Source organism: Streptomyces sp. NPDC004667 (genome assembly GCF_040609475.1).
GTDB lineage: Bacteria > Actinomycetota > Actinomycetes > Streptomycetales > Streptomycetaceae > Streptomyces.
Genome location: NZ_JBEXKC010000065.1, coordinates 23781 through 45484, shown reverse-complemented (window position 1 = coordinate 45484; position 21704 = coordinate 23781). Strand labels below are relative to the sequence as shown.

General features: G+C 71.6%; 20 protein-coding genes. 13 read left to right on the top strand and 7 right to left on the bottom strand.

Annotation, left to right across the window (positions count from 1 at the left end):
* Nucleotides 1–129: 129 nt before the first annotated feature.
* The 3 genes from ABZW32_RS29025 to ABZW32_RS29015 all read right to left on the bottom strand — a co-directional run bounded on the left by ABZW32_RS29025 (nt 130) and on the right by ABZW32_RS29015 (nt 3764).
* Nucleotides 130–1380, bottom strand: coding sequence for a hypothetical protein (locus tag ABZW32_RS29025; protein WP_356221299.1), 1251 nt, complete (start codon nt 1378–1380; stop codon nt 130–132).
* A 181-nt stretch (nt 1381–1561) separates the two neighbouring features.
* The gene (locus ABZW32_RS29020; protein ID WP_356221297.1) at nt 1562–2791 is read right to left on the bottom strand and encodes a DUF349 domain-containing protein; all 1230 of its coding nucleotides are present in this window, start codon (nt 2789–2791) and stop codon (nt 1562–1564) included.
* Between the two features lie 190 nt (nt 2792–2981).
* Nucleotides 2982–3764 (bottom strand): peptidylprolyl isomerase, encoded by a 783-nt coding sequence (locus ABZW32_RS29015; protein WP_356221294.1) that lies wholly within the window; start codon nt 3762–3764, stop codon nt 2982–2984.
* A 153-nt stretch (nt 3765–3917) separates the two neighbouring features.
* Between ABZW32_RS29015 and ABZW32_RS29010 the strand changes: the two genes are divergently transcribed.
* On the top strand, nt 3918–4628 hold the full coding sequence (locus ABZW32_RS29010; RefSeq protein ID WP_266837951.1) for an MBL fold metallo-hydrolase: 711 nt from the start codon (nt 3918–3920) through the stop codon (nt 4626–4628).
* Nucleotides 4629–4638: 10 nt separating this feature from the next.
* Entirely contained in the window at nt 4639–5901 is a 1263-nt protein-coding gene (gene hisS, locus ABZW32_RS29005; protein ID WP_356221291.1) for a histidine--tRNA ligase, read from the top strand.
* 72 nt (nt 5902–5973) lie between these two features.
* Here hisS and ABZW32_RS29000 read toward each other — a convergent pair whose 3' ends face one another.
* Together ABZW32_RS29000 and ABZW32_RS28995 are read right to left on the bottom strand one after the other, a co-directional pair.
* On the bottom strand, nt 5974–6798 hold the full coding sequence (locus ABZW32_RS29000; protein WP_356221288.1) for an ABC transporter permease: 825 nt from the start codon (nt 6796–6798) through the stop codon (nt 5974–5976).
* Complete coding sequence (locus ABZW32_RS28995) at nt 6795–7694, bottom strand: ABC transporter ATP-binding protein (RefSeq protein ID WP_356221286.1); 900 nt, start codon at nt 7692–7694, stop codon at nt 6795–6797. The genes ABZW32_RS29000 and ABZW32_RS28995 overlap by 4 nt, the downstream gene beginning before the upstream one ends.
* A 138-nt stretch (nt 7695–7832) precedes the next feature.
* On the opposite strand from ABZW32_RS28995, the gene ABZW32_RS28990 reads away from it, so the two are divergent.
* The 3 genes from ABZW32_RS28990 to ABZW32_RS28980 are packed head-to-tail and all read left to right on the top strand — an operon-like array spanning nt 7833 to nt 10618.
* Nucleotides 7833–8450, top strand: coding sequence for a vitamin K epoxide reductase family protein (locus tag ABZW32_RS28990; protein WP_356221283.1), 618 nt, complete (start codon nt 7833–7835; stop codon nt 8448–8450).
* 43 nt (nt 8451–8493) lie between these two features.
* Nucleotides 8494–9846 (top strand): replication-associated recombination protein A, encoded by a 1353-nt coding sequence (locus ABZW32_RS28985; RefSeq protein WP_356221280.1) that lies wholly within the window; start codon nt 8494–8496, stop codon nt 9844–9846.
* Nucleotides 9847–9904: 58 nt separating this feature from the next.
* Nucleotides 9905–10618, top strand: coding sequence for an HNH endonuclease family protein (locus ABZW32_RS28980; RefSeq protein ID WP_356221277.1), 714 nt, complete (start codon nt 9905–9907; stop codon nt 10616–10618).
* Here ABZW32_RS28980 and ABZW32_RS28975 read toward each other — a convergent pair.
* The gene (locus tag ABZW32_RS28975; protein ID WP_356221274.1) at nt 10612–11541 is read right to left on the bottom strand and encodes a DUF2470 domain-containing protein; all 930 of its coding nucleotides are present in this window, start codon (nt 11539–11541) and stop codon (nt 10612–10614) included. The two genes, ABZW32_RS28980 and ABZW32_RS28975, sit on opposite strands and share 7 nt — an antisense overlap.
* A gap of 55 nt (nt 11542–11596) precedes the next feature.
* Here ABZW32_RS28975 and rpsD point away from each other — a divergent pair, with 55 nt between their 5' ends.
* On the top strand, nt 11597–12208 hold the full coding sequence (gene rpsD / locus ABZW32_RS28970) for a 30S ribosomal protein S4 (protein ID WP_266837932.1): 612 nt from the start codon (nt 11597–11599) through the stop codon (nt 12206–12208).
* 27 nt (nt 12209–12235) lie between these two features.
* Here rpsD and ABZW32_RS28965 read toward each other — a convergent pair whose 3' ends face one another.
* Complete coding sequence (locus ABZW32_RS28965) at nt 12236–14491, bottom strand: AAA family ATPase (RefSeq protein WP_356221271.1); 2256 nt, start codon at nt 14489–14491, stop codon at nt 12236–12238.
* A gap of 148 nt (nt 14492–14639) precedes the next feature.
* Between ABZW32_RS28965 and ABZW32_RS28960 the strand changes: the two genes are divergently transcribed.
* The 7 genes from ABZW32_RS28960 (at nt 14640) to ABZW32_RS28930 (ending at nt 21590) form a co-directional block, all read left to right on the top strand.
* Nucleotides 14640–15116, top strand: coding sequence for a DUF948 domain-containing protein (locus tag ABZW32_RS28960; protein ID WP_356221269.1), 477 nt, complete (start codon nt 14640–14642; stop codon nt 15114–15116).
* Nucleotides 15117–15124: 8 nt separating this feature from the next.
* Nucleotides 15125–15478 (top strand): DUF6167 family protein, encoded by a 354-nt coding sequence (locus tag ABZW32_RS28955; protein WP_356221267.1) that lies wholly within the window; start codon nt 15125–15127, stop codon nt 15476–15478.
* Complete coding sequence (gene alaS, locus ABZW32_RS28950; RefSeq protein ID WP_356221265.1) at nt 15478–18147, top strand: alanine--tRNA ligase; 2670 nt, start codon at nt 15478–15480, stop codon at nt 18145–18147. Before ABZW32_RS28955 ends, alaS begins: the two co-directional genes overlap by 1 nt.
* Before the next feature lie 2 nt (nt 18148–18149).
* On the top strand, nt 18150–18620 hold the full coding sequence (ruvX, locus tag ABZW32_RS28945) for a Holliday junction resolvase RuvX (protein WP_030028999.1): 471 nt from the start codon (nt 18150–18152) through the stop codon (nt 18618–18620).
* A 126-nt stretch (nt 18621–18746) separates the two neighbouring features.
* Complete coding sequence (gene mltG / locus ABZW32_RS28940) at nt 18747–20525, top strand: endolytic transglycosylase MltG (RefSeq protein ID WP_356221262.1); 1779 nt, start codon at nt 18747–18749, stop codon at nt 20523–20525.
* 6 nt (nt 20526–20531) lie between these two features.
* Nucleotides 20532–21356, top strand: a complete 825-nt coding sequence (locus tag ABZW32_RS28935; RefSeq protein WP_356221259.1) for a shikimate dehydrogenase — start codon at nt 20532–20534, stop codon at nt 21354–21356.
* Nucleotides 21357–21392: 36 nt separating this feature from the next.
* A complete protein-coding gene (locus ABZW32_RS28930; protein WP_356221256.1) occupies nt 21393–21590 on the top strand; it encodes a hypothetical protein in 198 nt (65 codons plus the stop codon).
* Nucleotides 21591–21704 lie beyond the last annotated feature (114 nt).

Sequence of the window (21704 nt, the reverse complement as noted above, 5' to 3'; positions counted from 1 at the left end):
GCCACACCCCGCCTCTCTCCCTCGCCCCGCCGCCCTGGGGGGGCGGGTCCGGGCCCCCCCATGGCGGGGGCCCCCCACCCCCTCGGGGTGGCGCCCACCGTCATGTGCGCGGCCGGCAGCGGTGCCGGATCAGGGGCAGCCCCACCAGACGAAGTTGAGGTTGCCCCCGAAGAGCGCCGACACCACGGTCGCGGAACCGATGATCCACATCACCGTGCTCCGGCGGGCCCTGGCCAGGGCGAGCGCGAAGGGGAACAGCAGGGGGAAGGCGGGCATGATGAAGCGCATCTTCGAGAAGTAGAAGCCCGCCCCGCCCAGCGCCATCAGCATGATCATCGCTGCGAAGATCCACACGACCATCGGGGGCCGGCGCCGACGGGTCATCAGCACGAACAGCACCACGGCCACCACCACGGTCAGGCTGACCACGACGTGGTTGAGGGTGGTGTGCACCTCGGTGAAGGTCTTCTTCAGCTCGTTGAGCGTGTCGAAACCGCCGTCGTAGACCGAACCCCAGCGCCGCTGGAGCTCGAAGTAGCCGTCCCAGCGCCCGAAGTGCCAGCCGACGTAGCCCACGTACCCGAACCACCCCAGCGGGGCGATCAGCGAGGCCGCGACGATCCGGCCCACCGGAGGCCGCTGCGCACGACGCTTGCGGCGCCACTGGACGTACTCCCACACGCCCGCCAGCACCACGGCCGCGACGATGGCCGAACCGGAGGGGCGGGTGGCGCCGGCGAAGAAGGCCAGCACGCCCGCCGTCAGCCAGGACTTGGTCATCACCGCGTACATCGCCCACACCGACAGGGCGAGGAAGAGCGGCTCGGTGTACGCCATCGACTGCACCATCGCGGCCGGCACGATCGCGAACAGGGCACAGGTGAACAGCGCGACCCGACGGCCGTAGATCTTGTCCGTGACGGCGAAGATGCCCCACGCCGCGATCACCGAGGCGAAGAGCGCCAGGCCCATCGCCACCCAGTTCATGGGCAGACCCGTGACGTACGAGGTCCAGCGGATCATCATCGGGTAGACGGGGAAGAACGCCATCTGGCAGCTCGGCCCCGCGAACGCGCAGGGGGACGGCGTCGCCAGCGGGGTCGTCAGCCCGTTCTCGGCGATGTGCAGGTAGTAGATCGCGTCCCAGCGCCCGCCCAGGATCTCCAGCGGCTGCACACCCTTGCGCTCCGCCCAGATCGCCATGACGGCGAGACCGGTGGCACGCAGTGCGATGTGGATCAGCAGCGCCTTCCGCGCACGCTGCAGGTTGGAGAGTACGCGCCGTCCGACACCTCGGAGCCCGGAGTCCTTCTTGCTGGTGAGCGGCTCGGCAACGAGTAGTGAGTCTGGGACATCAGCGCGTATCTGGGTATGCGTCACATTCAATCCTGGTCGTCGCCCGGCAGAAGGCCGCCGAGGCGGCACCGTACAACGGTACACAGGTGTCAGGTGCTCCCGGCGCGCGCCCTGTGTTGAAACCGCGTAACGAATCGGACGCGTACACGGCGAACGGGCACCACCGGAGGAACCGGTGGTGCCCGTCCGAAGCGGTCCGGGGCCGTCAGCCGCCGAACTCCTCCAGGCCCTTCAGCGCCTGGTCCAGCAGGGCCTGGCGGCCCTCCAGTTCCCGCGCCAGCTTGTCGGCCTTCGCGTTGTTGCCCGCCGCCCGCGCGGCGTCGACCTGCTCACGCAGCTTGTCGACCGCCGCCTGGAGCTGCCCCGTCAGACCGGCCGCGCGGGCCCGCGCCTCCGGGTTCGTACGGCGCCACTCGCCCTCCTCGGCCTCCTGGATGGCCCGCTCCACGGCGTGCATCCGGCCCTCGACCTTGGGACGCGCGTCCCGCGGTACGTGACCGATGGCCTCCCAGCGCTCGTTGAGGGAACGGAACGCGGCACGCGCCGCCTTCAGGTCCGTCACCGGGACGAGCTTCTCCGCCTCGACGGCCAGCTCCTCCTTCAGCTTCAGGTTCTCGGTCTGCTCGGCGTCCCGCTCGGCGAAGACCTCGCCGCGCGCCGCGAAGAACACGTCCTGCGCACCGCGGAAACGGTTCCACAGGTCGTCCTCGGCCTCGCGCTGCGCCCGGCCCGCCGCCTTCCAGCTGTCCATCAGCTCGCGGTAGCGGGCGGCCGTCGGACCCCAGTCGGTCGACTTCGACAGCGACTCGGCCTCCGCGACCAGCTTCTCCTTGGCCTTGCGGGCGTCCTCGCGCTGCGCGTCCAGCGCGGCGAAGTGCGCCTTGCGGCGCTTGGAGAACGCGGAGCGGGCATGCGAGAAGCGGTGCCACAGCTCGTCGTCCGACTTGCGGTCCAGCCGCGGCAGGCCCTTCCAGATGTCCACCAGGGCCCGCAGCCGCTCACCGGCGCTGCGCCACTGGTCGCTCTGCGCCAGTTCCTCGGCCTCGGCCACCAGCGCGTCCTTGGCCGTACGGGCCTCGTCCGCCTGCTTGGCCTTCTGGACCTTGCGCTCCTCGCGCCGCGAGTCCACCGTCGCCACCAGCTTGTCGAGCCGGACGCGCAGCGCCGCGAGGTCTCCCACGGCGTGGTGCTCGTCCACCTGGGTCCGCAGGTGCTCGATGGCCGTCTGGGCGTCCTTGGCGGACAGATCGGTGGTCCGCACCCGCCGTTCGAGGAGGCCGATCTCGACCACCAGGCCCTCGTACTTGCGCTCGAAGTAGGCCAGGGCCTCCTCAGGGGTGCCCGCCTGCCACGAGCCGACGACCTGCTCGCCCTCGGAAGTACGCACGTACACGGTGCCGGTCTCGTCGACTCGGCCCCACGGGTCGCTGCTCACAGCGCCTCCTCCACCTGATGCCCGCGAGGGGGTTCGCCCCCCGGGCATCGTCCACAGTTTCCTGGGGCGGGCAGCGCCCGCCCTGCACAACGCCAACATAGGCGACCGCCGGGCCGGCTGTCCGCATCCCGCACGACGCAATATCGCCGTACGGGCGACGGACCGGCCGCGCCCGGGCCGCACCGCCCCGTCAGTTCTTGGTGACGGAGCCCTTCTGGATCACCACGGGGGTCTTCGGGGCGCCGTCCTGGGCGCCGTCGGCCGTCCCGGCCTTGGCCACGTCCTCCAGGACCTTCAGCCCGGCCGCGTCGATCTTGCCGAACGGGGTGTAGCTCGGGGCCAGCAGGCTGTCCTTGTACACGAGGAAGAACTGGCTGCCGCCGCTGCCCGGCTGCCCGGTGTTGGCCATCGCCACCGTGCCGGCCGGATAGATCACCTGGCCCTGCTCGTTCGGCTTGCCCAGGGAGTCGAGGTTCTCGTCCGGGATGGTGTAGCCGGGGCCGCCCATACCGGTGCCCTCCGGGTCGCCGCACTGCAGGACGAAGATCCCGCCGGTCGTCAGGCGGTGGCACTTGGTCTTGTCGAAGAAGCCCTTGTCGGCGAGCGACTTGAACGAGTTGACGGTCTGCGGGGTCTTCGCCGCGTCCATCTCGAACTTGATCGCGCCCGCGCTCGTCTGCAGGTCGAAGGTGTACTTCGCCTTGTCGTCGATCGCCATCGCCGGGGACGGCGACTTCTTCGGCGTCGGCGCCGACGGGGACGCCGAGGGCTCGGCCGCCGCGTCCTTCTTGTCCTTGCTGTCGAAGACACCGCCCACGACCAGCCCGACCAGCGTGGCGACCACCACGGCCGCCGCCGCGCCGATCACCGCCCAGCGCTGCCGGGACTTGCGCCGGGCCTCCGCCCGGCGCTTCTGCTGGCGCTCGTACTTCTCCCTGGCGAGCTGTCGCCGACGCTGATCGCTCGTGACCACCGGGTCGTCTCCTTGTACGTCTCTGGTACCGCTGTCCGGGCTCGGTTAGGCCGTACCGTATATGGGTTCGCTGTGTAATGAGGGGCGCCGGTAGGCTCTGAGCAGCAGATTCCGAACCACTGCCTCCCACCGGACGACGAATGAGGGACGAACGTGCTGATTGCCGGATTCCCCGCCGGGGCCTGGGGGACCAACTGCTACCTGGTCGCCCCCGCCGCCGGTGAGGAGTGCGTCATCATCGACCCGGGCCACCAGGCCACCCAGGGTGTCGAGGAGACGCTGAGGAAGCACCGGCTCAAGCCCGTCGCGGTCGTCCTCACCCACGGCCACATCGACCACGTGGCCTCCGTGGTCCCGGTGTGCGGAGCGCACGACGTACCGGCCTGGATCCACCCCGAGGACCGCTACATGATGAGCGACCCGGAGAAGGCCCTGGGCCGTTCCATCGGGATGCCGCTCATGGGGGAGCTGACCGTCGGCGAGCCGGACGACGTCCGCGAGCTGAGCGACGGCAGCACCCTGAAGCTGGCCGGGATGGAGTTCTCGGTGGCGCACGCGCCCGGTCATACCAAGGGGTCGGTGACCTTCCGGATGCCCGAGGCGGCCGACGTTCCGTCGGTCTTCTTCTCGGGCGACCTGCTGTTCGCCGGCTCCATCGGACGCACCGACCTGCCCGGCGGCTCCCACGCCGAGATGCTCCAGTCGCTGGCCCGCGTGTGCCTGCCGCTGGACGACTCGACGGTGGTGCTGTCCGGCCACGGTTCCCAGACCACCATCGGCCGCGAGCGCGCGACCAACCCCTACCTGAGGGAAGTCGCCGCCGGCCTGGGGGACGGCACCGCCGCCCCACGACGAGGAATGTGACGAGAGTTTCGTGAGCACCTTCAAGGCCCCCAAGGGCACGTACGACCTGATCCCGCCGGTCTCCGTGAAGTACCTGGCGGTGCGCGAGGCCATCTCCGCACCCCTGCGCAACTCCGGCTACGGCTACATCGAGACCCCGGGCTTCGAGGACGTCGGCCTCTTCGCCCGCGGCGTCGGCGAGTCCACCGACATCGTCTCCAAGGAGATGTACGCCTTCGAGACCAAGGGCGGTGACCAGCTGGCCCTGCGCCCCGAGGGCACCGCCTCCGTCCTGCGCGCCGCCCTGGAGGCCAGCCTCCACAAGCAGGGCAACCTGCCGGTCAAGCTCTGGTACTCCGGCTCGTACTACCGCTACGAGCGCCCGCAGAAGGGCCGCTACCGCCACTTCTCGCAGGTCGGTGCCGAGGCGATCGGTGCCGAGGACCCGGCGCTGGACGCCGAGCTGATCATCCTCGCCGACCAGGCGTACCGCTCGCTCGGACTGCGCAACTTCCGCATCCTGCTGAACTCCCTCGGCGACAAGGAGTGCCGCCCGGTGTACCGGGAGGCGCTCCAGGGCTTCCTGCGCGGCCTCGACCTCGACGCCGAGACCATCCGCCGGGCCGAGATCAACCCGCTGCGCGTCCTCGACGACAAGCGGGCCGACGTACAGAAGCAGCTGGTCGGCGCCCCGATGCTGCGCGACTTCCTGTGCGACGCCTGCAAGGCCTACCACGAGGAGGTCCGGGCGCTGGTCACGGCCGCCGGGGTGGTCTTCGAGGACGACGAGAAGCTGGTGCGCGGCCTCGACTACTACACCCGCACCACCTTCGAGTTCGTCCACGACGGCCTCGGCTCCCAGTCCGCGGTCGGCGGCGGCGGCCGCTACGACGGCCTGTCCGAGATGATCGGCGGCCCGGCCCTGCCGTCGGTCGGCTGGGCGCTCGGCGTGGACCGCACCGTCCTGGCCCTGGAGGCCGAGGGCGTCGAGCTGGACATTCCGGCGGCCACCTCCGTCTTCGCGGTGGCCCTGGGCGAGGAGGCCCGTCGGGTGCTCTTCGGCAAGGTGACCGAGCTGCGCCGGGCCGGCATCGCCGCCGACTTCTCCTACGGTGGAAAGGGCCTCAAGGGCGCCATGAAGGACGCCAACCGCTCGGGCGCCCGCTTCGCCGTGGTCGCCGGTGAGCGCGACCTCGCCGAGGGCGTCGTCCAGCTGAAGGACATGGAGGCCGGCGAGCAGTCCCCGGTGGCCCTGGCCGACCTGGTCGAAGAGGTCCGGGCCCGCCTGGCCTGATCCGGAGCCGCTGCGCGGAGGGCGGGGCGGGGGACACGGTCCCCCGCCCCGCCCTCCGGCGTTCCCGGTCGGTCAGCCGTCGCGCCGCCCCTTCCAGCGGAAGGTCAGCAGGCACAGCGCCAGCCCCCCCAGCACCCAGGCCCCCAGGACCAGGGCCACCTTCCCGTACTCCCAGTCGCCCGCCTGCTCCAGCACGGCCGCGGAATCCGGCAGGAAGACCCCGCGCAGCCCCTGGCACATCCACTTCAGCGGGAACAGCGCCCCCACGTCCAGCAGCCAGCCGGGGATCTGGCCGACCGGGATGAAGACCCCGGAGATGAACTGGAGGATCAGGAAGGGCAGCACCACCACCGAGCTCGCGCTCTTCCCGGAGCGGGGCAGGCTGCTGACGGCGATGCCCAGCAGGGCGCAGCCGGTCAGCCCGAGGGCGAAGATCCACGCGAAGGTGAACCACTTCGCGGCGGACACGGGCAGGTCCAGATCGAACGCCACGGTGCCGACCAGCAGCAGGACGGCCGTCTCGGCGAGTCCGGTGACCAGCACCAGCCACACCTTGCCGAAGAAGTACGAGGCCGGGGGCATCGGGGTGCCGCGCAGCCGCCTCAGGACCTTCTCGTCGCGCTCGACGGCGATGGAGATGCCGAGCGACTGGAAGCTCGTGGACATGATCCCGGCGGCCACCATGCCGGCCGCGTAGAGCTGCGAGGCGGTCACCCCGCTGCCTTCGACCGTGTCGTGGAAGATCGAGGCGAAGAGGGCGAGGAAGACGACCGGGAAGGCGAAGGTGAAGACCACCGCGTCCCGCTGGCGGACGAACTGCCTGATCTCCAGAGCGCCGCGGCGAAGGCCCAGGGCCCAGGCCCCGGGCAGGGCCGCGGGGGTGGCGCCGCCGCTCATCGGGTCTCCTTCCGCGGGGCGCGGTCCGCTCCGGCCCCGTCGTCGCCGTCCGTGACCTGGCCCGTCAGGCGCAGGTAGACGTCCTCCAGGGTGGGCCGGGTCACCCTCAGCCCGGGGACCTCGCCACCGGTGCGGGCCGCGAGCTCGGTGACCGTACGGGTGGGGGTCGCGGTGCGCACCCGGTGCGGGGCGCCGTCCGGGCCGGTCCACTCGACGGTGGCGCCCGTACCGAAGCGGGCCCGCAGCTCGCCGGGCTCGCCCTCGGCGACGACCCGGCCCTGCGTGATCACCGCCAGCCGGTCCACGAGGGCCTCGGCCTCCTCCAGGTAGTGGGTGGTGAGCACGATGGTGGTGCCCTCGGCGGCCAGCAGCCGGATCAGCTCCCAGAACTGCCGGCGCGCCGCCGGGTCGAAGCCGGTGGTCGGCTCGTCCAGGAGCAGCAGCTCGGGGCCGCCGATCACCCCGAGCGCCACGTCCAGGCGCCTGCGCTGGCCGCCGGAGAGTGCCTTGACCCGCTGGTCCCGCTTCGCCTCCAGGCCGACCAGGGAGATCACCGCCTCCGGATCGCGCGGGGCCGGGTAGTAGCGGGCGAAGTGCGCGACCGTCTCCCGTACGGTCAGTTCGGCCGGGGCGGACTCGTCCTGCCAGACGATCCCGACGCGCGAGCGCCAGGCCCGCCCGGCCGTGGCCGGATCCGCTCCCAGCACGGACACCTCGCCCCCGTCCCGTGCCCGGTGGCCCTGGAGTATCTCCACCGTGGTGCTCTTCCCGGCCCCGTTGGGTCCCAGCAGGCCGAAGACCTCCCCCCGACGGATCGTCAGGTCCAGCCCGTCCACCGCGGTGACCTCGCCGTACCGCTTGCGAAGCCCCCGTACCTCCACCGCGTTGTGTGTCATGTCTCAGATCCTGCGGCGGAATCCGGCCCACCGGACCCCCTCGTACGGTGTTCTTATCTCCATGGAACGGAGAACGCACAGCCCCGTACGGCACAATGGCCGGTGCTTGTTGACCTTGCGGATGTGGAGCGGGCGGGTATGACGACGACTACGGCGGCCGGTGCGGACACCGCTCCGCGGACCTACGGCGGGAGCCGGGCGCTCGCCCTGCTGCTGGTGATCACCGGGGCCGCGGGGCTGCTCGCGGCGTGGGTGATCACCATCGACAAGTTCAAGCTGCTGGAGGACCCGAACTTCACCCCGGGCTGCAGCCTGAACCCCATCGTTTCCTGCGGCAACATCATGAAGAGCGACCAGGCGTCGGCCTTCGGCTTCCCGAACCCCATGCTGGGGCTGGTCGCCTACGGGATCGTGATCTGCGTCGGCATGAGCATCCTGGCCGGGGCCCGGTTCCGCGGCTGGTACTGGCTCACCCTGAACGCCGGCACCCTCTTCGGCGTCGGGTTCTGCGCCTGGCTGATGTACCAGTCGCTGTACAACATCAACTCCCTGTGCCTGTGGTGCTGCCTGGCCTGGGTCGCCACCATCGTCATGTTCTGGTACGTGACCTCGCACAACGTGCGCGAGGGCCTGCTGCCCGCACCCGCCTGGCTGCGGAGCTTCTTCGACGAGTTCACCTGGGTGCTGCCGGTCCTGCACGTCGGGATCATCGGGATGCTGATCCTGACCCGCTGGTGGGACTTCTGGACCTCCTGAGCCGCCGGGCCGCCCTGTCGGTGGCCTCGCATAGGCTTCCCGTGTGGAACCAGACCTCTTCACCGCAGCCGCCGAGGACCGCCAGGAGAAGGACCCCTCGGCCTCGCCGCTCGCCGTCCGGATGCGCCCGCGCAACCTGGACGAGGTGGTCGGCCAGCAGCACCTGCTGAAGCCGGGCTCGCCGCTGCGGAGGCTGGTGGGGGAGGGCGCCGGGGGACCGGCCGGAGCCTCGTCGGTGATCCTGTGGGGACCCCCCGGCATCGGCAAGACCACCCTCGCCTACGTGGTCAGCCAGGCGACGCAGAAGCGGTTCGTCGAGCTCTCGGCGATCACGGCGGGCGTCAAGGAGGTCCGGGCCGTCATCGAGGGCGCCAAGCGGGCCGCCGGCGGGTACGGCAAGGAGACGGTCCTCTTCCTCGACGAGATCCACCGCTTCAGCAAGGCGCAGCAGGACTCGCTGCTCCCGGCCGTGGAGAACCGCTGGGTCACCCTGATCGCGGCGACCACCGAGAACCCGTACTTCTCGATCATCTCCCCGCTGCTGTCGCGCTCCCTGCTGCTCACGCTGGAACCGCTGACGGACGAGGACCTCACGGCCCTGCTGCGGCGCGCGCTCACGGAGGAGCGGGGCCTGGGCGGTGCGGTCACCCTGCCGGCCGACGCCGAGGCGCACCTGCTGCGGATCGCCGGGGGAGACGCCCGCCGGGCGCTGACCGCGCTGGAGGCCGGGGCCGGATCGGCCATCGCCAAGGGCGAGGAGGAGATCACCCTCCGGACGCTGGAGGAGACCGTCGACCGGGCGGCCCTCAAGTACGACCGGGACGGCGACCAGCACTACGACGTGGCGAGCGCGCTGATCAAGTCGATCCGGGGCTCGGACGTGGACGCCGCGCTGCACTACCTGGCCCGGATGATCGAGGCGGGGGAGGACCCCCGGTTCATCGCACGGCGCCTGATGATCTCGGCGAGCGAGGACATCGGCCTCGCGGACCCCACGGCCCTGCCGCTCGCGGTGGCCGCCGCCCAGGCGGTGGCCATGATCGGCTTCCCCGAGGCCGCGCTGACCCTCTCCCACGCCACCATCGCCCTGGCCCTGGCCCCGAAGTCGAACACCGCGACGACCGCGATCGGCGCCGCGCTGGCCGACGTACGGGCCGGCCTCGCCGGTACCGTGCCGGCCCACCTGCGGGACGGGCACTACAAGGGCGCGGCGAAACTGGGGCACGCGGTGGGCTACGTCTACCCCCACGACGTGCCGGGCGCGATCGCCGCGCAGCAGTACGCGCCGGACGAGATCCACGGCAAGCGGTACTACGAACCGACCCGGTACGGGGCGGAAGCGCGCTACGCGGACGTGGTGGAGAAGGTGCGGGAGCGGCTGCGCGGCGGATCCTGACCGCGCGGCCGGGCCGTGTCGGCTCCGGCGCCGGAGCACGGCGGCCTAGGCTCCGGTCATGGGACGCCTGGCTCCGCTCATCGCCGCCGTCGCCGCGGCCCTGCTGGCCGGCGGGTGCCATCACGGGGACCCCGGCCCGGCCCGGGCCAGTGCCGCCGCCCCGGTGGGGCGGCTGCCGCTCGCGGGCCCCGGCTTCCCTCCCGATGCGGCCGGCGCCAGGGCGCTGCTGGCCGGGCTCAGGGTCGAGTGGGGCAGGAACTGGCAGACGTACCGGCGGGAGGAGTTCGGCCGGTACTGGTCGGACGCGACCGACGGCGTCGGCGGGCGCAACGGCTGCGACACCCGGGACGACGTGCTGCGCCGGGACCTGAGCGAGCTGCGCGTGGGCGACCGCAACCCCTGTGTGGTGGTGTCCGGGGTGCTGCACGATCCGTACACCGGCAAGGAGCTGCCCTACTCCTACCGGCGCGCCTCGCAGATCCAGACGGACCACGTCGTGGCGCTCGGCGCCGCCTGGCGGGGCGGCGCGTACGCGTGGACGCCGCAGCGCAGGCTGGAGTACGCCAACGACCTCGACGTCCTGCTCGCCGTGGACAAGCAGACCAACCAGGACAAGGGCAGTGCGACGGCCGACAAGTGGAGACCGCCGCGGCAGGCCTACTGGTGCGAGTACGGCCGCCGCTACACCGGCATCAAGGCCAAGTACGGGCTCTCGGTCACCCCGCCGGAGAAGCGGGCCCTCCAGGAGCTGCTCGCGGCCTGCCCTCAGTGAGCGGCGGCCGCGAAGAGGTGGTGCACCGCCCGGCGCAGGCCGCAGACGTCCGCCACCGGCTCCGGGAAGTCGAAGCGGGCGTCGAAGGAGGAGCGGGCGGCCCCGTCGCCCACGTCCGTGAAGCGCACCCGCAGGCCGAGGCGGTCCAGGGCCAGCGGGACGGCCTTCAGGCCCGCCGTCGCCCGGGGGCCCAGCAGCCCGCAGAGGTCGGCCACCCGGTCGGCGTGCGCGGCGTGCAGGTGCTGGAGCAGCTCCGCCTCGTGGGCGGTCATCGGGTCGGGCTCGGCGCCGGCGAGGTCCTCCGGGTCCACGCGCTCGGCGCCCCAGAGGTCGTCCACCGAGATCTCGCCGACCTCCAGGCGGAGCATCATCCAGGCGGGGCGGGTGGAGCGGGCCTCCCCGGGCGGGTCCGGGAAGTCGGACATCCCCAGCAGCTCGCCCACCGGCTGCCGCTCCGCGAGCAGCGCGGCGCAGGCCGCCCGGTCGTCCCCGCGGACCGGCGTCAGCCACCCGGCCAGCCAGGCACGGCCGCGTATACGATGGGGGACGGACACCGGCGCCACATCCGTGATCTCGATCACGGCGGTGAGGTCGTCGTCCTGGGCGTGAGCGGCGGCCCTGGCAGCCGCGGATTCCCCGGAAACGAGGAGGATCACGTCCCCGTCCGGGGTGACGGTCCGTGCGACCGGCGCCCCTTTCCCGAGCTCGTCGTGCTCGTGCGTGTCACGAGCACCCGGCAGGGTGAGGGATACTGAGGCGTTGGACTCTACGAGGGTTCGTACGCGTTCGGCTCCGGTGAGCTGCCGAACGCCTTCCCTGGGACGCGGCTGACCTTGCTTATCGTCGGCGCAAGCGGATTCTGTTTCGTCTGAATCCGAACTGCGCTGCGCACTGGGCAGGGGGATCCCATGTGGTCGAGACATTACGTCCTCCTCGATAAGGTAAGCCTCACCTAACTTACATGGAGGTAGGTTCCCCGTGAACCAGAAGCGACCCAAGGTCAAGAAGTCTCGCGCCCTCGGCATTGCGCTGACGCCGAAGGCCGTCAAGTACTTCGAGGCCCGCCCCTACCCGCCGGGCGAGCACGGCCGTGGCCGCAAGCAGAACTCGGACTACAAGGTCCGTCTGCTGGAGAAGCAGCGTCTGCGCGCGCAGTACGACATCTCCGAGCGCCAGATGGCCCGCGCGTACGACCGCGCCAAGAAGGCCGAAGGCAAGACGGGCGAGGCGCTGGTCGTCGAGCTCGAGCGTCGTCTCGACGCCCTGGTGCTGCGTTCGGGCATCGCCCGCACCATCTACCAGTCCCGCCAGATGGTCGTTCACGGCCACATCGAGGTCAACGGCGCCAAGGTCGACAAGCCGTCGTTCCGTGTCCGTCCGGACGACGTCATCACCGTGCGCGAGCGCAGCCGCGAGAAGGTTCCGTTCCAGGTTGCCCGTGAGGGTGGCTACGCAGGCGAGGGCGAGACCCCGCGCTACCTGCAGGTCAACCTGAAGGCCCTGGCCTTCCGCCTGGACCGTGACCCGAACCGCAAGGAAATCCCGGTCATCTGCGACGAGCAGCTCGTCGTCGAGTACTACGCCCGCTGATCCAGCGGCCGTAGCCTCACAGGCTGGTCAGCCCGCCGGTTCCCCGTTGGGGGAGCCGGCGGGCTTCCTGTTGTCCGGGAGGCCGCCCGGACGGCCCGGCGCGCGGTGCTCCGCCGCACCGGCCGTGCCGACCGCGCCCGGGAGCTCCCCGCCGCGGGGCCCCGGCGGTCGTGGCGCGGCCGCCTGCGCCTCCGGCAGCGGCTCCGGAGCCCGCAGCGCCCGCTCGACGAGCTCGTCCAGGGACAGGCTCCGGCCGTGCCGCGCGCACGCCGCGTACCGCTCCGCACCCAGCAGCTCGCCCGCCCGCTCCCGGCACATCAGCCGCGGGGCGTTGAAGTACGCCGAGCCGAACAGCCGCAGGCCGACCCCGTCCCACATCGGCTCCGCCGCGCCCTGGAGCAACGCCGCCTCGGCCGCGTGGCCCTCGACCGCCGTGACCAGGGCCAGCAGCTCCACCGCCAGCACCAGGCCGACCAGGTCGCGGAACGTGTGGTTGACGCTCACGCACTCGGTCAGCAGCCGCCGCGCCCCGGCCGTGTCACCCGCGTCCAGGGCCGCGTACGCGAGCACGTAGAGGGCGTACGTCTTCGTCCAGCGCTCCCCGCGCTCCCCGCAGATGTCCCGGACCTCCTCGCACAGCGCGACCGCCCCCGCCAGGTCCCCCTGGAAGGCCAGCGTCATCGCCAGCTCCACCTGGCACATCAGCACGTTGCTGTTCAGCTCGCCCGTCTCCCGGTACCGCTCCAGGGCCTCGCCCAGCAGTTCCCTCGCACGGGCCATGTCGTCCGAGACCAGGGCCAGGCAGCCCATCCGGTGCACCGCGTAGGCCGCCGCCACCCGGTTGCCGGACCGCTCGGCGCCGTCCCGGCACGCGTGCAGCGCGCCCATGGAGGGCGCGGCGTCCCCCTGGAGCGCGGCGACGTAGCCCAGTACCCACAGCGCCTTGAGCCGCGAGCCCTCGTACTCCTCGTCCGCCGGGCCGCCCTCCAGGCAGCGGTCCAGCCAGTGCCGGCCCTCGGTGAGCCGCCCGCAGCCCGCCCAGTAGAACCACAGGGTGCCCGCCAGGTACCGGCCCAGGTGCCGCTCCCGCGGCTCGTCCAGGCAGCACTCCAGCGCCAGCCGCAGGTTCGCCAGCTCGGCCTCCACCAGCGCGGCCACCTCCTGCTGGCGCGGACCGAACCAGTCCAGCTCGCACCAGGTGGCCAGCCCCAGGTACCAGTCCCGGTGCCGCCGGCGCAGCCGCCCGGCGTCCCCGAGCGACTCCAGCCAGCCCGCCCCGTACAGACGTACGGTCTCCAGCATCCGGTAGCGCACCCCGGCCGGCGTCTCCTCCCGGGCGAGCAGGGACTGGGCCAGGAGCTCCCCGATAAGGTCCAGCACGTCGTCCACCGGCAGGTCGGGGCCCCCGCACACGTACTCGACGGCGTCCAGGTCGAACCGCCCGGCGAACACCGACAGCCGGGCCCACAGCAGCCGCTCCGCCGGGGTGCACAGCTCGTGGCTCCAGCCGATCGCCGTCCGCAGCGCCCGGTGCCGGGGCAGCGCCCCGCGCGTCCCGCCGGTCAGCAGCGCGAAGCGGTCCTCCAGCCGGGCCAGCACCTGCTCCGGGGAGAGCGCCCGCAGCCGGCCGGCCGCCAGCTCCAGGGCCAGCGGGATCCCGTCGAGCCGGGCGCACAGCTCCGTCAGCGCCGGCCCGTCCGCCGCCGTCACGGTGAACCCCGGGTCCGCGGCCGTCGCCCGCGCGGTCAGCAGGGCCAGCGCCTGCGGGGGCTCCAGAGGGGCCAGCGGGAAGGCCGCCTCGCCGTCCACGCCGAGCGGGCGCCGGCCCGCCGCGAGCACCCGCAGGCCGGGGGAGCCGCGCAGCAGCTCCCGTACCAGCCCGGCCGTCTCCTCCACCAGGTGCTCGAAGCCGTCCAGGACCAGCAGCAGCCTGCGTCCGGCCAGGTGCCCGGCCAGTACGGACCGGGCCGGCCGGGTGGTGTGGTCGGTCAGTCCGAGCGCCTCGGCCAGGGTGAACTCCAGCAACGCGGGGTCGCGCACCGAGGACAGCTCGGCCAGCCACACCCCGTCGGAGCAGCGTTCCCCCGCCCCCTCGGCCGCGGTCCGGGCCGCCGCGAGGGCCAGCCGGGACTTCCCCACCCCGCCGACCCCGGTCACCGTCACCAGCCGGGAGGACTCCAGCAGGCGCTCCAGCCCGGCGAGTTCCTCACCCCGCCCGACGAAGGTGCTCAGCTCCGAGGGAAGATTGCCGGGGGTCCCGTGCCCAGGGGGTCTCTGCCGCATGGGACACGGAGGGTACTGCTCCGGCTGCGCTGCGTACAAGGCGGGGGCGGTGGGCCGGGAATTGCGGTACTGCGGCCGATCTCCGGCGCGATAGGGTCGGAGGACGACTTTTCTCCGTAGGTTTCGCAGATTCAGGGAGCGGTGCAACGTGTCCGGTGGAGAGGTGGCCGGGATCCTCGTGGCCGTCTTCTGGGCCATCCTGGTCTCCTTCCTCGCCGTGGTGCTGGTGAGGCTCGCCCAGGTGCTCAGGGCGACGACCAAACTGGTCGCGGACGTGACCGAGCAGGCCGTTCCGCTGCTGGCGGACGCCTCGACCACCGTCCGCTCCGCGCGGACCCAGCTCGACCGCGTCGACGCCATCGCGAGCGACGTCCAGGAGGTCACCTCCAACGCCTCCGCCCTGTCCTCCACCGTGGCCTCCACCTTCGGAGGGCCGCTGGTCAAGGTCGCGGCCTTCGGCTACGGCGTCCGCAAGGCCCTGGGCAGGACGGAGGACGTGCCGCAGAAGACATCCCGGCGCACCCGGAGCGACGGCAGCGGCCGTACCCGGAACGACGACGCCGGCCGCACCGTGATCGTCGGCCGCACGGTGCCGTCGGCCCGGCGCCGGAAGCAGAAGGGCTGAGACCACCGATGTTCCGCCGAGCCTTCTGGTTCACCGCAGGCGCCGCCGCCGGCGTGTGGGCCACCACCAAGGTCAACCGGCAGCTGAAGAAGCTGACGCCGGAGAGCCTCGCCGCCCAGGCCGCCGACAAGGCCGTGGAGGCGGGTCACCGCCTCAAGGACTTCGCCCTCGACGTCAAGGCGGGAATGACGCAGCGCGAGGACGAGCTGAACGACGTACTGGGCCTGACCCAGGACCCCGATCGCCCCGACAACGTCACCGCCCTCCCGGGGCAGCGGCGGCTGAGGGCCATCGCGCACGACCCGCACGACCAGACCACCCACCGATCGAAATTCTCGTACAACCGGAATGAGGACCACTGATGGAGTCGGCTGAAATCCGCCGCCGCTGGCTGAGCTTCTTCGAGGAGCGCGGTCACACCGTTGTCCCTTCGGCGTCGCTCATCGCGGACGACCCGACTCTGCTGCTGGTCAACGCCGGCATGGTCCCCTTCAAGCCGTACTTCCTCGGCGAGACCAAGCCCCCGGCCCCCCGCGCCACCAGCGTGCAGAAGTGCGTCCGCACCCCGGACATCGAAGAGGTCGGCAAGACCACCCGCCACGGCACGTTCTTCCAGATGTGCGGCAACTTCTCCTTCGGGGACTACTTCAAGGAAGGCGCCATCAAGTACGCCTGGGAGCTGCTCACCGGCTCCGTGGCGGACGGCGGCTACGGCCTGGAGCCGGAGAAGCTCTGGATCACCGTCTACCTCGACGACGACGAGGCCGAGACGATCTGGCGCGAGGTCATCGGTGTCCCCGCCGAGCGCATCCAGCGCCTGGGCAAGAAGGACAACTTCTGGTCCATGGGCGTCCCCGGCCCCTGCGGCCCGTGCTCCGAGATCAACTACGACCGCGGCCCCGACTTCGGCGTCGAGGGCGGCCCGGCCGTCAACGACGAGCGCTACGTGGAGATCTGGAACCTGGTCTTCATGCAGTACGAGCGCGGCGCGGGCGACGGGAAGGAAGACTTCCCGATCCTCGGCGACCTGCCCTCGAAGAACATCGACACCGGTCTCGGCCTCGAACGCCTCGCGATGATCCTGCAGGGCGTGCAGAACATGTACGAGACCGACACCCTGCGCGTGGTCATGGACAAGGCCACCGAGCTGACCGGCGTGCAGTACGGCGCCGCCCAGGGCACCGACGTCTCGATGCGCGTGGTCGCCGACCACATCCGCACCTCCGTCATGCTCATCGGCGACGGCGTCACCCCCGGCAACGAGGGCCGCGGCTACGTGCTGCGCCGCATCATGCGCCGCGCCATCCGCAACATGCGCCTCATGGGCGCCACCGGACCGGTCGTCCAGGACCTCGTCGACGTGGTGATCGACACGATGGGGCAGCAGTACCCGGAGCTGGTCACCGACCGCAAGCGCATCGAGACCGTCGCGCTCGCCGAAGAGGCCGCCTTCCTCAAGGCCGTCAAGGGCGGCACGAACATCCTCGACACCGCCGTGAGCGAGACCAAGGCCTCCGGTGGCACGGTCCTCTCCGGCGACAAGGCGTTCCTGCTCCACGACACCTGGGGCTTCCCGATCGACCTCACCCTGGAGATGGCCGCCGAACAGGGCCTCTCCGTGGACGAGCCCGGCTTCCGCCGCCTGATGCAGGAGCAGCGCGACCGGGCCAAGGCCGACGCCAAGGCCAAGAAGACCGGCCACGCGGACATGTCCGCCTACCGGGAGATCGCCGACGGCTCCGGCGCCACCGAGTTCACCGGCTACGCCACCACCCAGGGCGAGTCCACCGTCGTCGGCCTCCTGGTCAACGGCGTCTCCGCGCCCGCCGCCTCCGAGGGCGACGAGGTCGAGGTCGTCCTCGACCGCACCCCCTTCTACGCCGAGGGCGGCGGCCAGCTCGCCGACCAGGGCCGCATCAAGCTCGACTCCGGCGCCGTCATCGTCGTCCGCGACGTCCAGCAGCCGGTCCCGGGCGTCTCCGTGCACAAGGGCTCCGTCCAGGTCGGCGAGGTGACGGTGGGCGCCTCCGCGTACGCCGCCATCGACGTGAACCGCCGCCGGGCCATCGCCCGCGCCCACTCGGCCACGCACCTGACCCACCAGGCGCTGCGCGACGCGCTGGGCCCGACGGCCGCCCAGGCCGGATCCGAGAACAGCCCCGGCCGCTTCCGCTTCGACTTCGGCTCCCCGAACGCCGTCCCGGGCTCGGTCCTCACCGACGTCGAGCAGAAGATCAACGACGTGCTCTCCCGCGAGCTCGACGTCACCGCCGAGATCATGAGCATCGACGAGGCGAAGAAGCAGGGCGCCATCGCCGAGTTCGGCGAGAAGTACGGCGAGCGCGTGCGCGTCGTGACCATCGGCGACTTCTCCAAGGAGCTGTGCGGCGGCACGCACGTCGGCAACACCGCCCAGCTGGGTCTGGTGAAGCTGCTCGGCGAGTCCTCCATCGGTTCCGGCGTGCGCCGCGTCGAGGCCCTGGTGGGCGTGGACGCGTACAACTTCCTCGCCAAGGAGCACACGGTCGTCGCCCAGCTCCAGGAGCTGGTCAAGGGCCGTCCGGAGGAGCTGCCGGAGAAGATCGCCTCCATGCTCGGCAAGCTGAAGGACGCCGAGAAGGAGATCGAGAAGTTCCGCGCGGAGAAGGTCCTCCAGGCCGCCGCCGGTCTGGCCGCGGGCGCCCAGGACATCCGCGGCGTGGCCCTCGTGGTCGGCCAGGTGGCCGACGGCGTCGGCGCCGACGACCTGCGCAAGCTGGTCCTCGACGTCCGTGGCCGCATCCAGGGCGACCGCCCGGCCGTCGTGGCCCTCTTCACCACGGCGAACGACCGTCCGCTGACCGTCATCGCCACCAACGAGGCCGCCCGCGAGCGCGGTCTCAAGGCCGGTGACCTGGTCCGCACCGCCGCCAAGACCCTCGGCGGCGGCGGTGGCGGCAAGCCGGACGTGGCCCAGGGCGGCGGCCAGAACCCGGCCGCCATCCCCGAGGCCATCAGCGCCGTCGAGCGCCTCGTCGTCGAGACGGTCTGACGATGACGCTGCGCCGCGGCCGCAGGCTGGCCATCGACGTCGGAGACGCCCGGATCGGGGTCGCCTCGTGCGACCCCGATGGGGTGTTGGCCACACCGGTGGAAACCGTCCCGGGCCGGGACATCCCGTTCGCCCACCGGCGGCTGCGGCAGCTCGTCGAGGAGTACGAGCCCCTCGAAGTCGTGGTCGGCCTCCCCCGCTCGCTCAGCGGGCGGGAGGGGCCCGCCGCGGCCAAGGTGCGTGCCTTTGCGAACGAACTTGCGAAGGGCATCAAGCCGGTGACGGTCCGTCTGGTGGACGAGCGGATGACCACGGTCACCGCCGCCCAGGGCCTGCGGGCCTCCGGGAGGAACGCGAAGAAAGGCCGTTCGGTGATCGACCAGGCAGCCGCTGTGGTCATCCTGCAGAACGCTCTTGAGACCGAACGGGTATCAGGTAATCCGCCCGGCGAGTGCGTCGAAGTGGTTGTCTGATCGCGATACGGTAACGTTCCGCGCGATGTGGCGGCATTCGAACAGCCGTCGCCCACCACTTCAGAGGCGGAACCGGGTGCCGCGGCAAAGAAGCCGCTGCCTCCGTCTCGCGGCTCTAGGGGACCGATGACTGAGTATGGCCGGGGCCGCGCCCCCGAACCCTGGCACCCGGAGGACCCGCTCTACGGTGAGCAGGGTTGGACCGGACAGGCGACCCAGCAGGGTCAGGTGCCCTACGCAGACGGCCGGCAGCAGTATCCGCAGGAGCAGCAGTTCCAGGAGCAGCAGTTCCAGGACCCGCAGTTCCAGGAGCCGCAGTACCAGCAGTACCCCCAGCAGTTCCAGGAGCCGCAGTTCCAGGGGCAGCAGTACCCGCAGCAGCAGTACGTGCCGCAGGACCCGCAGCTCCAGCAGCAGTTCCACCCGCAGCACCAGCAGCTCCACCCGCAGCCCCAGCCCCAGCCGGTCTACGACGGCCAGGGCTGGGACACCGGGCAGGGGCAGCAGCTCCAGGAGCAGCAGCTCCAGTACCAGACCGCGGCCGCGCCGGTGGACCCGTACGCGGGCGCGGAGCCGTACGCCCAGCAGGTCGCCCCGGGCTACCCCGGCGAGGCCCCCGACCTGTACACCACCCCCGAGGCCTTCCCGCCGCCCCAGCCTCCGGGCCGGCGGCGCCCGGACCCGGACCCGGTCGACGAGCCGGAGACGGAGGAGGAGGAGTCCCTCCTCGCCGCCGACGCCGACGAGGAGCCCCCGGGCCGCGGAGGCCGGCGCTCCGGCCGGGGCAAGGGCGGCAAGGGCAAGGGCGGCAAACCCAAGCGCAGCGGCGCGGCCTGCCTGGTCGCGGCCCTCGTCATCGTCGCCGTCGTCGGCGGTGGCGGCTACTACGGCTACTCGTACATCAAGGACCGCTTCGGCGCGGCCGAGGACTTCGCGGGCTCCGGCTCGGAGGAGTCCGTGGACATCGAGATCCCCAAGCTGGCAGGTCTGGGCCAGATGGGCCGCATCCTCAAGGAGGCCGGGGTCGTCGCGAGCGCCCAGGCCTTCGTGGACGCCGCCAACGCCAACCCCAAGGGGAAGTCGATCCAGCCCGGCGTCTACACGCTGAAGAAGAAGATGTCGGCCGCGGCCGCCGTCGCCGTGATGATCGACCCCACCAAGCTCAACGTCATCACCGTCACCGAGGGCATGCGCAACACCAAGGTGTACGACGCGATCGACAAGAAGCTGGGCAAGCCGGCCGGTACCACCAAGGACATCGCCCAGCGCGAGGCCAAGAACCTCGGCCTGCCGGCCTGGGCCGGCACCGACCCGAAGCTGATCGACCCGCTGGAGGGCTTCCTCTACCCGACGCGCTACGACCTCGGCAAGGACAGCACCCCCGAGTCCCTGCTCAAGGAAATGGTCAAGAACGCGACGGCCAAGTACACCGAGCTGGGCATCGAGGGCAAGGCCAAGGAACTGGGCCTGGAGAACCCGCTCCAGGTGGTCACGGTCGCCAGCCTCGTCAACGCCGAGGGCAAGAACCACGACGACTTCCGGAAGATGGCCGAGGTGGTCTACAACCGCCTCAAGAAGACCAACGACGTCACGAACCAGAAGCTCCAGTTCGACTCGACGTACAACTACGTCAAGAACCAGAGCGAGATCAACTTCAACCTGAAGGAAGCCCAGGCCTTCGACAACCCGTACAACACCCACTTCGTCAAGGGACTGCCCCCCGGCCCGATCGGGAACCCGGGTCTGGAGGCGCTGACCGCTACGCTCAGCCCGGACCACGGTGGCTGGATGTTCTTCGTGTCGGTCGACGGTCACACGACGACCTTCACCAAGACCTACGACGAGCACCTCAAGCTCGTCAACGAGTTCCAGGAACGGCAGAAGCAGCAGAAGAACGGCGGGTAGCAGGACATGTCACGGATACGGGCCGCGGTGCTGGGTTCGCCCATCGAGCACTCCCTCTCACCGGTGCTGCACCGCGCCGCCTACCGGGAGCTCGGCCTCGACGACTGGTCCTACGACCGGTTCGAGATCGACGAGGCCGCGCTCCCCGGGTTCGTGGCCGGCCTCGGCCCCGAGTGGGCGGGGCTGTCGCTGACCATGCCGCTCAAGCGGGCCGTCATCCCGCTGCTGGACGGCATCAGCGACACCGCAGCCTCCGTGGAGGCGGTCAACACGGTGGTCCTCACCGAGGACGGCCGCAGGCTCGGCGACAACACCGACATCCCCGGGATCGTCGCCGCCCTGAACGAGCGCGGTGTCGAGAAGGTGCCCGCCGCCGCGATCCTCGGGGCGGGGGCCACCGCCTCCTCGGCGCTGGCCGCCCTCTCGCGGATCTGCACCGGCGAGGTCACCGCGTACGTCCGCTCCTCCGCCCGCGCCGCCGAGATGCGCGAGTGGGGCGAGCGGCTCGGCGTCACCGTCCGTACGGCCGACTGGTCGCGGGCGGCCGAGGCCCTGACCGCCCCGCTGGTCATCGCCACCACCCCGGCCGGAGCCACCGACGCCCTCGCGGACGCCGTGCCGAACGCCCCGGGGACCCTCTTCGACGTGCTCTACGACCCCTGGCCGACGGCGCTGGCCGCCGCCTGGACCGGCCGTGAGGGCACCCTCCTGGGCGGCCTGGACCTCCTGGTCCACCAGGCGGTCCTCCAGGTCGAGCAGATGACCGGCCTTCCCGGAGCGCCGCTGGCCGCCATGCGCGCGGCCGGCGAGGCGGCACTCCGCGCCCGATAGGCTTCCCGCCTGCGCGTTCGAACCGTGGGGGGCTTCGTGGGGACAGGGGAACCGGACCAGTTGCTGGCCGGGAGGTGGGAGTTCGCGGGCGGGGCGGTCCGTTTCGTCGCGGCCCTGCTCGGCGACGCCCTGCCCGACTGGGCGAAGTGGACCGTCTGCGCACTGGTGGCCGCCGCGGCGCTCTGGCAGGGCGCCACGTGGCTGCTGCGGCGCCGGCGCGTAGGGATCCGATAGCTCCACGGGCCAGAGTGCGGTGCGTACCCGTCGTCCGACAGTTGGACCGGGACCGGCGCACCCGCCCGGACGTGGGAGGATCGGGGGTACGGCGGGTCAGGGCCGCGCACCCGA

Coding starts and splice junctions, on each gene's coding strand:
- alaS (WP_356221265.1), top strand. CDS start 15,478: ATGGAGTCGGCTGAAATCCGCCGCCGCTGGCTGAGCTTCTTCGAGGAG.
- ABZW32_RS28935 (WP_356221259.1), top strand. CDS start 20,532: ATGTCACGGATACGGGCCGCGGTGCTGGGTTCGCCCATCGAGCACTCC.
- ABZW32_RS28980 (WP_356221277.1), top strand. CDS start 9,905: ATGGGACGCCTGGCTCCGCTCATCGCCGCCGTCGCCGCGGCCCTGCTG.
- ABZW32_RS28965 (WP_356221271.1), bottom strand. CDS start 14,491: ATGCGGCAGAGACCCCCTGGGCACGGGACCCCCGGCAATCTTCCCTCG.
- ABZW32_RS28995 (WP_356221286.1), bottom strand. CDS start 7,694: ATGACACACAACGCGGTGGAGGTACGGGGGCTTCGCAAGCGGTACGGC.
- mltG (WP_356221262.1), top strand. CDS start 18,747: ATGACTGAGTATGGCCGGGGCCGCGCCCCCGAACCCTGGCACCCGGAG.
- ABZW32_RS29000 (WP_356221288.1), bottom strand. CDS start 6,798: ATGAGCGGCGGCGCCACCCCCGCGGCCCTGCCCGGGGCCTGGGCCCTG.
- ABZW32_RS28990 (WP_356221283.1), top strand. CDS start 7,833: ATGACGACGACTACGGCGGCCGGTGCGGACACCGCTCCGCGGACCTAC.
- ruvX (WP_030028999.1), top strand. CDS start 18,150: ATGACGCTGCGCCGCGGCCGCAGGCTGGCCATCGACGTCGGAGACGCC.
- ABZW32_RS28955 (WP_356221267.1), top strand. CDS start 15,125: ATGTTCCGCCGAGCCTTCTGGTTCACCGCAGGCGCCGCCGCCGGCGTG.
- ABZW32_RS28975 (WP_356221274.1), bottom strand. CDS start 11,541: ATGTCTCGACCACATGGGATCCCCCTGCCCAGTGCGCAGCGCAGTTCG.